Source organism: Acinetobacter sp. SH024 (assembly GCF_000163635.1).
GTDB classification, from domain to species: Bacteria; Pseudomonadota; Gammaproteobacteria; order Pseudomonadales; family Moraxellaceae; genus Acinetobacter; species Acinetobacter pittii.
Genome location: NZ_GG753602.1, coordinates 451,052 through 463,194 on the forward strand (window position 1 = coordinate 451,052; position 12,143 = coordinate 463,194).

Annotated in this window: 15 protein-coding genes; 11 read left to right on the top strand and 4 right to left on the bottom strand. The window is 39.2% G+C overall.

Annotated features, from left to right (window positions below; genetic code table 11):
- The first annotated feature begins 54 nt into the window (after positions 1–54).
- The 4 genes from thrS (at position 55) to HMPREF0013_RS18660 (ending at position 3,865) form a co-directional block, all read left to right on the top strand.
- A complete protein-coding gene (thrS, locus tag HMPREF0013_RS18645; RefSeq protein ID WP_002117224.1) occupies positions 55–1,977 on the top strand; it encodes a threonine--tRNA ligase in 1,923 nt (640 codons plus the stop codon).
- 5 nt (positions 1,978–1,982) lie between these two features.
- Complete coding sequence (infC, locus tag HMPREF0013_RS18650; protein ID WP_075383312.1) at positions 1,983–2,534, top strand: translation initiation factor IF-3; 552 nt, start codon at positions 1,983–1,985, stop codon at positions 2,532–2,534.
- A 228-nt stretch (positions 2,535–2,762) separates the two neighbouring features.
- Complete coding sequence (locus HMPREF0013_RS18655; RefSeq protein ID WP_002117212.1) at positions 2,763–3,383, top strand: glutathione S-transferase N-terminal domain-containing protein; 621 nt, start codon at positions 2,763–2,765, stop codon at positions 3,381–3,383.
- 53 nt (positions 3,384–3,436) lie between these two features.
- Positions 3,437–3,865 carry a YqaA family protein gene (locus HMPREF0013_RS18660; RefSeq protein WP_005078995.1) on the top strand — a complete coding sequence of 143 codons (429 nt, stop codon included), beginning with the start codon at positions 3,437–3,439 and terminating at the stop codon, positions 3,863–3,865.
- A 40-nt stretch (positions 3,866–3,905) separates the two neighbouring features.
- Here the strand turns inward: HMPREF0013_RS18660 and nreB are convergent, their stop codons facing one another.
- Positions 3,906–5,156, bottom strand: coding sequence for a nickel resistance MFS transporter NreB (nreB, locus tag HMPREF0013_RS18665; protein WP_002117292.1), 1,251 nt, complete (start codon positions 5,154–5,156; stop codon positions 3,906–3,908).
- Positions 5,157–5,194: 38 nt separating this feature from the next.
- Between nreB and HMPREF0013_RS18670 the strand changes: the two genes are divergently transcribed.
- From HMPREF0013_RS18670 to rplT, 3 genes are read left to right on the top strand one after another with little or no spacing between them, the layout of a single operon-like run.
- Positions 5,195–5,383: a hypothetical protein gene (locus HMPREF0013_RS18670; protein WP_002117227.1), complete on the top strand. Its 189-nt coding sequence runs from the start codon at positions 5,195–5,197 to the stop codon at positions 5,381–5,383.
- An 11-nt stretch (positions 5,384–5,394) separates the two neighbouring features.
- The gene (gene rpmI / locus HMPREF0013_RS18675) at positions 5,395–5,589 is read left to right on the top strand and encodes a 50S ribosomal protein L35 (RefSeq protein WP_002054552.1); all 195 of its coding nucleotides are present in this window, start codon (positions 5,395–5,397) and stop codon (positions 5,587–5,589) included.
- 11 nt (positions 5,590–5,600) lie between these two features.
- A complete protein-coding gene (gene rplT / locus HMPREF0013_RS18680) occupies positions 5,601–5,960 on the top strand; it encodes a 50S ribosomal protein L20 (RefSeq protein ID WP_000124858.1) in 360 nt (119 codons plus the stop codon).
- A 28-nt stretch (positions 5,961–5,988) separates the two neighbouring features.
- Here the strand turns inward: rplT and HMPREF0013_RS18685 are convergent, their stop codons facing one another.
- Positions 5,989–6,552 carry a hypothetical protein gene (locus HMPREF0013_RS18685; RefSeq protein ID WP_002117151.1) on the bottom strand — a complete coding sequence of 188 codons (564 nt, stop codon included), beginning with the start codon at positions 6,550–6,552 and terminating at the stop codon, positions 5,989–5,991.
- Between the two features lie 63 nt (positions 6,553–6,615).
- The gene (locus HMPREF0013_RS18690) at positions 6,616–7,608 is read right to left on the bottom strand and encodes a hypothetical protein (protein ID WP_002117303.1); all 993 of its coding nucleotides are present in this window, start codon (positions 7,606–7,608) and stop codon (positions 6,616–6,618) included.
- A gap of 158 nt (positions 7,609–7,766) precedes the next feature.
- On the opposite strand from HMPREF0013_RS18690, the gene pheS reads away from it, so the two are divergent.
- From pheS to HMPREF0013_RS18705, 3 genes are read left to right on the top strand one after another with little or no spacing between them, the layout of a single operon-like run.
- Positions 7,767–8,747, top strand: coding sequence for a phenylalanine--tRNA ligase subunit alpha (pheS, locus tag HMPREF0013_RS18695; RefSeq protein ID WP_002117277.1), 981 nt, complete (start codon positions 7,767–7,769; stop codon positions 8,745–8,747).
- 32 nt (positions 8,748–8,779) lie between these two features.
- Entirely contained in the window at positions 8,780–11,161 is a 2,382-nt protein-coding gene (gene pheT / locus HMPREF0013_RS18700; RefSeq protein ID WP_002117166.1) for a phenylalanine--tRNA ligase subunit beta, read from the top strand.
- Complete coding sequence (locus HMPREF0013_RS18705; RefSeq protein ID WP_000126166.1) at positions 11,158–11,454, top strand: integration host factor subunit alpha; 297 nt, start codon at positions 11,158–11,160, stop codon at positions 11,452–11,454. Before pheT ends, HMPREF0013_RS18705 begins: the two co-directional genes overlap by 4 nt.
- A 139-nt stretch (positions 11,455–11,593) precedes the next feature.
- Here HMPREF0013_RS18705 and HMPREF0013_RS18710 read toward each other — a convergent pair whose 3' ends face one another.
- On the bottom strand, positions 11,594–11,836 hold the full coding sequence (locus HMPREF0013_RS18710) for a hypothetical protein (protein ID WP_002117215.1): 243 nt from the start codon (positions 11,834–11,836) through the stop codon (positions 11,594–11,596).
- Between the two features lie 94 nt (positions 11,837–11,930).
- Here HMPREF0013_RS18710 and HMPREF0013_RS24710 point away from each other — a divergent pair, with 94 nt between their 5' ends.
- Positions 11,931–12,056 carry a hypothetical protein gene (locus tag HMPREF0013_RS24710; protein ID WP_002117184.1) on the top strand — a complete coding sequence of 42 codons (126 nt, stop codon included), beginning with the start codon at positions 11,931–11,933 and terminating at the stop codon, positions 12,054–12,056.
- The last annotated feature ends 87 nt before the right edge of the window (positions 12,057–12,143 follow it).

Here is a 12,143-nt window from a genome sequence, read left to right on the forward strand (position 1 = left end):
ATCTCGCGGTGAAATGCTCCTTCGTATAGGGCATCACTCCTTAAGGATTTTTTTATGCCAATTATCACATTGCCAAATGGCGATCAAAAGAGTTTTGATCACGCTGTATCTGTTATGGAAGTTGCCCAAAGTATTGGGCCTGGTCTAGCAAAAAATACTGTTGCTGGCCGTGTAAATGATCGCTTAGTTGATGCATGTGACTTAATTACCGAAGATTCGACCTTACAAATTATCACTCCAAAAGATGAGGAAGGTCTTGAAATTATTCGCCATTCTTGTGCACACCTTGTAGGGCATGCTGTTAAACAGCTTTTCCCGGAAGCCAAGATGGTGATTGGTCCAGTCATTGAAGAAGGTTTTTACTACGACATCTGGATGCCACGTCCTTTTACCTTGGATGATATGGCAGCTATCGAAGAGCGTATGAAAAAGCTCATCGATCAAGATTACGATGTCGTTAAAAAAATGACACCGCGTGATGAAGTTATTGCTGAATTTACTGCGCGTGGCGAAGAATATAAATTACGCTTGATTGCAGACATGCCTGAAGAAACACAAATGGGCTTGTACTACCATCAAGATTATTTGGATATGTGTCGTGGTCCACACGTACCGAATACCAAATTCTTAAAATCGTTCAAGCTCACTAAAATCTCTGGTGCATACTGGCGTGGTGATGCGAAGAACGAACAGCTTCAACGTATTTATGGTACAGCTTGGGCAGACAAAAAACAGCTCGCTGCATACATCAAACGTATCGAAGAAGCTGAAAAGCGTGACCATCGTAAAATTGGTAAAGCTTTAGACTTGTTCCATATGCAAGAAGAAGCACCGGGTATGGTGTTCTGGCATCCAAATGGCTGGACTATTTACCAAGTACTTGAACAATACATGCGTAAAGTTCAGCAAGACAACGGTTACCTTGAGATTAAAACACCACAAATTGTAGATTTTACACTGTGGGAAAAATCAGGTCATGCGGCGAACTATGCTGACAACATGTTTACGACTCATTCTGAAAATCGTAACTATGCCGTTAAGCCAATGAACTGCCCATGTCACGTGCAAGTGTTCAACCAAGGTTTGAAGTCTTACCGTGATTTACCGATTCGTTTAGCAGAGTTTGGTTCTTGTCATCGTAACGAACCATCAGGTTCTTTACACGGCATTATGCGTGTACGTGGCTTTACACAAGATGACGCGCACATCTTCTGTACTAAAGAACAGATCGGTCAAGAAGTTGCTGACTTTATTAAGCTGACTTTAGAAGTTTATAAAGATTTTGGTTTTGAAGAAGTGCAAATGAAACTTTCTACACGTCCAGAAAAACGTGTGGGTGATGATGCACTTTGGGATATGGCTGAAAAATCTTTAGCAGATGCTTTAGATGCAGCGGGTCTTGAATGGGAATTACAACCTGGTGAAGGCGCGTTCTACGGTCCGAAAATTGAATTCTCATTGAAAGACTGTCTCGGACGTGTATGGCAGTGTGGTACTATTCAGTGTGACTTCAACTTGCCAGAACGCTTAGATGCGTCTTATGTGACTGAAGACAATGATCGTGATCAGCCTGTGATGTTGCATCGTGCAATTCTTGGCAGTTTTGAGCGTTTTATTGGTATACTAATTGAACACTACGCTGGTTTCATGCCACCTTGGTTGTCGCCGTTACAAGCATGTGTCATGAATATTACGGACTCTCAAGCTGAAGCTTGTGAGAAAGTCGTAGCAAAACTCAAAGAAAATGGCCTTCGTGCTATTTCTGACTTGAGAAATGAAAAAATCGGATTTAAGATTCGTGAGCGTACTCTAGAGCGTATTCCTTACCTATTAGTTCTTGGTGATCGAGAAGTTGAAGAAGGTACAGTGAATGTGCGTACCCGCTCAGGAAAAAATTTAGGTACTATGTCAGTAGATGCATTCATTGACTTAGTGAAGTCTGCCGTCGCCGAACGTGGCCGGTATATTGTGGAGTAAGAAAGATTAAACAGCCTGACCGTAACCAACAACAAGGTGCAAAAAGCAACCGTCCAGCAATTAACGACGAGATCCGTGCAAAAGAAGTACGCCTCGTTGGTGCTGACGGTGAGCAAAAAGGAATTGTTTCATTAAATGAAGCACTGCGCGCTGCTGAAGAGGCAGATCTTGACCTAGTTGAGATCGTTGCAAACGCCGAGCCGCCTGTTTGTAAAATTATGGATTACAACAAGCACTTGTTTGACCTTAAGCAGAAGCAAAAAGATGCGAAGAAAAAACAGCATCAAGTGCAAGTGAAGGAAATCAAACTGCGCCCTGCAACTGATGTTGGTGATTATCAAGTTAAGCTTCGTGCTATTTTGAAATTCCTTGAAGAAGGAAACAAAGTGAAAATCACTTTACGTTTCCGTGGTCGTGAAATGGCTCACCAACAACTTGGCTTAGCTCAATTACAAAAAATTGAAGCTGATGTTGCTGAGTTTGGGGTTGTGGAACAAGCACCTAAAATGGAAGGCCGTCAAATGGGTATGTTACTTGGACCTAAAAAGAAAAAGTAATACTCAAAAAAAGCACTGCAAAAGCAGTGCTTTTTTATATCCTTATCATAATGAAAAAGATGATTTAATTTTCTCTGTTCAGTTTTATTTAAGACAATTGCTATATCTTTTAAAAGAAATTCAATTCTTGAATTTTATGTATTTTTTAGTGTTGGAAATCTCATCGCCTCTCTTAAAACATGCTATAACGCAAGACGCAGTCATGATAACGATGAATAGGAAAATAGAATGATTGATCTATATTATTGGGGAACTCCCAATGGACATAAAATCACAATTGCCTTAGAAGAAATGGGACTGGACTACACTCTTTACCCAATCAATATTTTAGAAAATGATCAATTTCAACCAGACTTTCTGAGAATTTCTCCAAATAATAAAATTCCGGCAATTGTTGACCAAGATGGACCTCGTGGTGAGCCAATTTCAATATTTGAATCAGGCGCGATCTTGCAATATCTAGGTCGAAAAACTGGATTATTTTATCCAACTGATGAGCAAGAGCGAGTTGAAGTTGAACAATGGCTCATGTGGCAAATGGGTGGGCTAGGGCCTATGCTAGGGCAGAACCATCATTTTAACCGTTTTGCACCAGAAAAAATTCCATACGCTATAGACCGCTATGTAAATGAGACTAAGCGCTTATATGGTGTGCTGAATAAGCAGCTCATTGGCCAGAAGTTTGTTGCAGGTGAATACTCGATTGCTGATATGGCAATTTTACCTTGGATTTTGCGCTATGAATGGCAAGGTATTCAGTTAGAGGATTATCCTTATGTACAAGAATATATTGTTCGCTTGACGGCACGTCCTGCGGTACAAAAAGCACTATCAATTAAAGTCATCTAACTTTTATTGGTCGCGTAATGAATAAAGTGAAAGGTGATTTGGTCTAATTTAATATGCTAAGTTACTTTTTACTTTTTTTGAGCGCGTTTGGGGCGGCTACATTATTACCGTTACAATCAGAAGCTGTACTCGCCACCTTATTATTAAAAAAAGAATATTCTGCTTTTCTTCTAATTTCTTTCGCCACTTTCGGAAACGTACTGGGCTCGTGTGTGAACTGGTGGCTTGGTTTAAAAATAGAGCACTTTAAACACAAAAAGTGGTTTCCTATTTCTGAAAAGCGTTTAGAGCAAGCTCAAAGCTTTTATCATAAGTATGGGTTTTATTCGCTGTTGCTAAGTTGGACACCTGTGATTGGTGACCCAATTACTTTAGTTGCAGGTTTATTCAAAGAAAATTTTTGGCGCTTTTTAATTATCGTTTTGATTGCTAAAGCAGGGCGTTATATTTTTATTTATTGGGTAATTACAGGTTTTATTTAAAATAAAAGCATCCGAAGATGCTTTTAATAAAATGGTCTAACTAGTCTTCTGAGCTTTTGGTAATATCGACTTTAAATAGATCATTGGTTTTTAGCCAACAGAAGGTGACCACTGCAAGTGTCATACAACCCCCAAAAATAGTGGCTGCAATTGTTCCTAAATATTTGGCTGCTAAACCTGACTCAAATGCACCAAGCTCATTACTTGATGAAACGAACATTCCGTTTACAGCAGCAACGCGACCACGCATATTTTCTGGTGGAAAAATTTGCAAAATGGTTTGTCTAACCACAACTGAAATACTGTCACAAGCGCCTGTCATAGCCAACGCAAATAGTGATAACCACATGTTATTTGAGAACGCGAAAAGAATCGTGAAAACACCAAATCCTGCAACAGCAAGTAGCATGTTACGCCATGCATGTTGAGTTGGTGGAAAGCGAGTCAAAGCAATCATAGTGACGAGCGCTCCAATAGATGGCGCCGCACGTAAATATCCCAGTCCTTCTGGACCGACTTTTAAGATATCTTCTGCAAAAATTGGTAATAATGCGATGACTCCACCAAATAAAACAGAAGCTAAATCAAGAGAAATTGCCCAAAGAACAATTTTAGTTTTCCAGATAAAACGGAAACCATCTCCTAAACTTTCTAAAACATTAGCAGTTTCAATTTTAGGAAAAGTACGCTTATGCAATAGGTTAATTAAGATGAAACAAATACCAAGTAAAACCGCAACACTAAATAGACTTGTTTCTCGGCCTAAATAGGCAAGCATGAAACCACCAAGCATTGGCCCGATAATTACACCACTTTGCCAACCGATTGTCGTCCATGTTGCACCATTTGCATACAGTTCACGAGGAATCAAAAATGGTTTTAAAGACGTTGCAGAGGGATTATAAAACCCACGTATAGTACCTAAGCCAAAAATAACAGCATAAATACCCCAAGAAAGGAAATTTACACTGATATGACCTAACCCATGCAGATGGAACAGCGACCACAGCACTAAAGGAAGAGGAACCGAGAAAAACAAACAGATTTTCATAATAATCTGTTTATTAAATCTATCTGCAAAATAGCCACCCCAAAGCGATAGGGCAATAAATGGAATGGCTTCTGCTAATCCAATTAAGCCTAAAGTTAGAGGATCTTTGGTAATTTGATAAAGTGAATAAGCAACAATAATTTCTTGAATCAAAATTGCTAACGTTAAGCAAAATTGATTAATCGTAACAATTGAGAAATCTCTGTAGCGTAAGGCTGCAAATGCATCATGTTTCTGCATTAGAAATATCGTATGTTGATAATTTGATCGTATTATAAATGGAAAAAAGCACAGGCGCTTTATTTATTATTGATATGGCTGCCACAGTTAAAATCGAAAAACCTTTCTTTGCACTCATAAAAACAGTAACTAATAGTTTTAATTTTAGTCAGCATGCTATAAAATACGCGCTTCCTTACCTGCAGGTCGATTTTGCAATGGTGCAATCGCGCCGAACAGGTGCCTAAAAGAGGTTACTATGGCTAAGTTAAAAACTCGCCGTGGTGCAGCTAAACGCTTCAAAGCGACTGCAAACGGTTTTAAGCGTAAACAAGCGTTCAAGCGCCACATCTTGACCAAAAAATCTGCTAAACGTATCCGTCAATTACGCGGCTGTGTAATGGTTCATGTTTCTGACATGAATTCAGTTCGTCGTATGTGCCCATACATCTAAGGAGATTATAAATGGCTCGTGTAAAACGTGGTGTAGTGGCTCATCGTCGTCACAAAAAAATTCTTGCTCGCGCTAAAGGTTACTACGGTGCTCGTTCACGCGTTTACCGCGTAGCGTTCCAAGCGGTAATCAAAGCTGGTCAATACGCTTACCGTGACCGCCGTCAAAAGAAACGTCAATTCCGTGCTCTATGGATTGCGCGTATCAATGCTGGTGCTCGTCAAAACGGTTTGTCTTACAGCCGTATGATCGATGGCTTGAAAAAAGCTCAAGTGATCATCGACCGTCGCGTATTAGCTGACATCGCTATGCATGATGCAGTAGCATTTGCTGCTTTAGCTGAAAAAGCTAAAGGTGCATTAGCTGCATAAGCTTAGAGATTCAAAGAAAGACCGCTTTTTAGCGGTCTTTTTTATTATCAGGAATATTATATTTTTCAGATAGTGTCGTAGACAGCTCTTGTACTCTAGAATTAGCTTGTGTGCATTGTTGTTTTAAGTCCATATTTATGGCATTTAAAGCGGTATTTGTTAATTCGTTCTGAAAATATTGCATACATATTTGATTGCGTTCTAAATAAAGTTTCTTTAAAGATAGGCCTTGTTCTGTTTTAATGTCTAACTGCGCTAGATTTATATTATCTTCTTTTAATAAACTAATTCTCATTTCATTAAGTTCTTGTTTAAGTTTTTTTGTTTTATCCAATTGCTTTTGTAATAATTCAAAATTTTCTTTTATTAATTGTGTTTTATTATTAAGCGGTGAAAATATAAAATCGTTAATCCTGGAGTTATTTTCAGACCATTGTTGAGCTAAGGCTGAATACTTGGGATGCTCTTGATTTTCAATGGACTGTAATTGTTTTAATTCTTGTTGAATCTGACTGAGTGTAAATTCTATTACAGGGAAATTAACGGAACTTTTTTCTTGGTTTGAAATATCTTGTTGTGCATATGTGGCCATGGAATATAATGCAATAAATATTAGTAGTAATCTTTTATATATCATTTTCATATATTCCAATGGTTAAAGTCCAAAATAATAAGCCAAAGCACAAATAATAATGGTTAAAATAATGACCTTAATCACGCCTGAACCAGTGCCTTTATGGTGCTGAGACTTGAGATGCTGTGGATTTTCATTTGATTGCTCAAATGGAGATGCTTTAACTACAGGCACCATCTGAGCTGTCTGATAATGGTTGGCAACTTTCACAATAAGCTTGGCAAACAAATCATCAGTTTTTTGTGTAAAGTTTCTTAAATTAATGAGTTGCTCTTGGTCTAGTTCTTCTCCCAAAGGATCATTTGCAAGGCGTTTCTTCTGTTCTAAATAATCAGCTAATGCTTGAGTACGAGATAAAAGTTGATGGGCATAATCTGCGGGATAATTCTCTGGAATTAATGCAAGTTTTGGCTCTAAGCTTTTAATATTTGTACCATCAAAAAGAGCATTTTGAAGTTCTGGTTCCTCAAAGCCTGCTGCATATTTACTACGAAATAATTCACTATCCATAAAGTCAGCTATTTCTTGCCATGGCGGATTTTTTAAATCAGCTTCAATTTTTTTTGATAATTTTTCATTGAGTTCAAAACGCCAGAAAGTTTCTAAACGAAGCTCACAGGTTTGTGAGGCAGGGGCTTCAAACTCATTATCATTGTTATACCATTCGGCAAGCTCATGGCCAAAAATCCAAGCAAACTTCTTATCATTCTGATGGCTCACGATAAAATGAGTATAAGGTAAGAGCTCGATATTACCGTTTGGATTTTGCTCTTCATTGAGAAGGCTTGATAAATGTAAGCTGAGTTTTGAGGTGCCTTGTTTTTTTAATGCTTCTAGCCAGACTTGAAAGTGTTGGGCCAACAAATGTTGAGAAGTTAAGTCACGAAACTGAAAACTATGATGGTCGAAAATATGATGTTGTCGCCATTGGTTAAAGCTTAAATTCTGACGGAGGTATTCATTACCATATGTCACAAGCGTAAGTTGTTGTTTCCAAATCTGATTAAGCGCCATAATAGTTGATCTCATTGACGATACTACTATCTTATACGTTTTATCTTTTTGTTGCCTAATACATTTTTCATGATGGATAAACTTCATCAATTCGATGAAAAACTGTTAGAATGCAGTGTTTTATTATATTTTTTAAATTTGTTGCTTTGAGAGTTAATATGTCACTGGAAGCCCTGACCACAGAAGCGCTTGCTGCCATTGCAGCAGCTCAAGACCTTGTTGCACTTGATCAGGTGCGTGTGCAATTTACAGGGAAAAAAAGCCAGCTTGCAGAACAATCGAAAGCATTAGGGAAAATGGACCCTGAAGAACGCAAAGTACAAGGTGCTGCGATTCATGCTGTTCGAGAAACAATTAATACTGCATTAACAGAGCGTCAAGCGGCACTACAACAGGCAGCACTTGCACAAAAGCTAGCAAGTGAAACGATTGATATTACATTGCCGGGCCGTGGTCAACGGATTGGTACAGTTCATCCTGTTACTCAAGTACAAGAACGAATTTGTCAGTTCTTCACTAAAGCTGGTTTTACAGTTGCAACCGGTCCAGAAGTTGAAGATGACTATCACAATTTCGAAGCATTAAATATTCCTGGTCACCATCCAGCACGTGCTATGCACGATACTTTTTACTTTGATGCCACTCACTTATTACGTACGCATACCTCTGGGGTACAGATCCGTACAATGGAGACGAGTGAACCGCCAATTCGTATCGTGTGCCCTGGCCGTGTTTACCGTTGTGATTCGGATCAAACGCATTCGCCAATGTTCCATCAGATCGAAGGCTTATACGTTGCTGAGAACACCAGCTTTGCTGAATTAAAAGGTTTATTGATTAACCTACTGAATGAATTTTTTGAGAAAGATTTAAAAGTACGTTTCCGTCCTTCATATTTCCCATTTACAGAGCCTAGTGCAGAAGTAGATATCATGGATGAGCGTGGACGTTGGTTAGAAGTATTAGGCTGTGGCATGGTACATCCAAATGTATTACGTGCTGCGGGTATTGATCCTGATAAATACAAAGGCTTTGCTTTTGGTTTAGGGGTAGAGCGTTTTGCAATGTTGCGTTATGGCATTAATGATTTGCGTATGTTCTATCAAAATGATGTGCGTTTCTTACGCCAATTTGCCTAACAATTTTTCAGGATTAAAAAAGGTTTATAAAGATGAAGATTAGCGAAAATTGGCTACGCACATGGGTTAACCCAGCAATTGATAGTGAGACATTGTCTGATCAGTTAACTATGCTTGGTCTTGAAGTTGACGAACTTGCACCTGTTGCCAAGCCATTTACTGGCGTCGTGGTCGGCGAAGTTTTAACAGTTGAGCAGCATCCAGATGCAGATCGTTTGCGTGTAACGACAGTTAATATTGGTTCGGGCGAGCCTTTACAAATTGTTTGTGGGGCACCGAATGTTCGTGCTGGCATGAAAGCTCCAGTTGCAACGATTGGTGCTGTATTACCGGGTGATTTCAAAATCAAAAAAGGTAAACTTCGTGGAGTTGAGTCACAAGGCATGCTTTGTGGTGCTTCTGAAATTGATCTTGAAGATAAAATCGATGGTTTGCTTGAGTTACCTACCGATGCTCCAGTAGGGGTAAACATCCGTGAATACTTAAAACTCGATGATAATGTCATCGATATCAGTATTACACCAAACCGTGGTGACTGTTTCAGTATCCGTGGTATCGCTCGTGAGATTGCAGTAATTAACCAACTGCAAATGAATGAAGCTGATATTAAGTCAGTTGATGCGACAATTGCTGATGAGAAGAAAGTAGTGATCAGCACTGAAGGTGCTCCACGCTACTTAGGACGTGTAATTAAAAACGTTAATGTAAAAGCTGCTACACCTGAGTGGATGGAACAGGCTTTAGCTCGTTCAGGAATTCGCACGCACAGTATTTTGGTTGATGTGACGAACTATGTCCTTATGGAACTGGGGCAGCCAATGCATGCTTTCGATTTAGCTAAAATCGAAGGGACTGTACATGTGCGTCAAGCTCAGCCACAAGAAAAATTACAGCTCCTTAATGATCAAGAAGTTGAATTGCAAGAAGATATTATGGTGATTGCTGATGACCAGAAAGCTTTAGCAATCGCAGGTATCATGGGTGGTTTAGCATCAAGCGTAACTGATGACACAACTGACATTTTCCTAGAAAGTGCATTCTTCGCGCCACTTGCTATTGCTGGACGTGCTCGTCGTTTTGGCTTGCATACTGATTCTTCGCAGCGTTATGAACGTGGTGTAGATTTTGAGTTGCCGTTAATTGCCATGAACCGTGCTTCGCAGCTTATTCAAGAGTTAGCAGGTGGTGAGTTTGGTCCAATTACTGTAGCTGAAAAAACTGAAATTTTACCAAAACGTGAAGCAATTGAACTGAAACAAGCTCAGGTAGACCAATTGTTGGGATATCAATTGACGGCTGATTTCATTGCAGATGCTTTAAATCGACTAGGATGTGAAGTAACTGTTAAAGCTGAAGGTGAGTGGAGCGTAGTGCCTCCATCACATCGCTATGATATGGCTATTTATCAAGACTTAATTGAAGAAGTGGCACGTATTGATGGTTATGACAATATCCAAATTAGCTTACCAAGCATGGATGTTCAATTAGCTAAATATCAAGACCGATTTGAAATTGCAGAGTTGCGTCAAACTATCGTGACTTTAGGCTATCAAGAAGCAATTAGTTTTAGCTTTGCTGATGCAAAACTTGAAAAGCAATTGAACCCGCAAGTAAATCCGTTAATGCTAGCAAATCCAATTTCAAGTGATTTGGCTGCGATGCGTAGTACTTTGCTTTCAAGTTTAATTCCTTGCGTACAATATAATCTTAACCGTCAGCAAAGCCGTGTTCGTTTCTTTGAATTAGGACTGCGTTTTGATTATCAAGATGCTAAGAGTATTGAAGATCTAAAACAGATTCCAACTTTAGCTCTAGTGGCAGTTGGCTCCCAACAACCAGAATCTTGGCATGTGAAGCCTCAACCAATGGATTTCTTTGACTTCAAAGGAGAGATAGAAGAGATTATGGCTGCTGGTCGTGTCAAAGTTGAATATGTACGTTCTGAGCGTGCATGGTTGCATCCGGGGCAGTCTGCTGAAATTTTAGTTGATGGACAATCAATTGGTTATTTAGGACGTTTGCATCCATCTCTAGAAAATGAGCTTGATTTAACAACAACGTGGGTTGCTGAACTCGATCAAACAGCCGTTTTGCAATCTTATGTATCTAATTTTACAGAATTATCACGTTTTCCTTCGATCAGACGTGATATTGCGCTTTTAATCTCTGATAATATAAATGTTAGAGATATTCAGCAGTTAATCGAAAAAACTGGTGGAGAGCTTTTAGACTCTACATGGTTATTCGATGTGTATACGGGGCAGGGTGTCGAAGAAGGTAAGCGCTCATTGGCGTTTGCATTATTATGGCAACATCCTTCACGTACGCTTGAAGATGCTGAAATTAAATCTGGTATGGACAATATAATCCAAGTGTTGGAAAACACTTATCAAGCGACATTGAGGGCCTCATGACAGCATTAACTAAAGCAGACATGGCTGATCATTTAAGTGAGTTAACCAGCTTAAATCGCCGTGAAGCAAAACAAATGGTCGAGTTGTTCTTTGACGAGATTAGCCAAGCACTTATTGCAGGGGAGCAGGTTAAGCTTTCTGGTTTTGGTAATTTCGAGTTAAGAGATAAACGCGAACGTCCAGGACGTAACCCTAAGACAGGTGAAGAAATTCCAATTTCAGCACGTAGGGTAGTGACCTTCAGAGCGGGTCAGAAGTTTAGACAACGCGTTGGAAATGAGCAGATCGATTGATCTGCTTTTTTTATATTTTAAATAGCTTTATATAGTTTATTGGGCAGCAATATAGGACCGCTTAATCTTAGAAAATCAAAATTTAGATATAAAAAAAGAGGACAAAATGTCCTCTTTTTTATCTAATCTAGAATATAGATTAGTGTGCAGCAGAAGCAGCAGCAACGTCAGAAGCAGCAGCAGCAACGTCAGAAGCAGCGGCAGCAGTTTCAGAAGCAGCAGCGTCAACAGCTACAGCAGCTTCAGAAGCAGCTTCAGTAGCTTCAGAAGCAGCAGCTACAGCTTCAGAAGCAGCAGCAGGAGCTTCTTCTTTCTTAGAACAACCAACGAAAGCTAAAGTAGCAGCAACAGCAGCAGCAACAGCGAATTTTTTGAATAACATGGCATCACTCTCACAAAAAAGATTTGAGATTAAAAAAACCTAAGTTGGACTGTTTTGCTTTTATTATTCCTAAAACGTAGCTAGGTAACAACGCATGGAGCAGTCTAACTGGTCTGCCGCTATGCTATCACTGCAAATGCTGAAATACTACTGTCGTCTGTCAAAAAAACGTATGAAAAAGAGAAAAACAGACTGTTTTTTAACAGAAAAAAACAATTAATCAGCTCGTGTATATTGGAAAAGGTAGAGGTAAGCTACTAAAAAAACTAAGCTTTTTTATGCAAAAATATTTATTATCAAAAGCTTA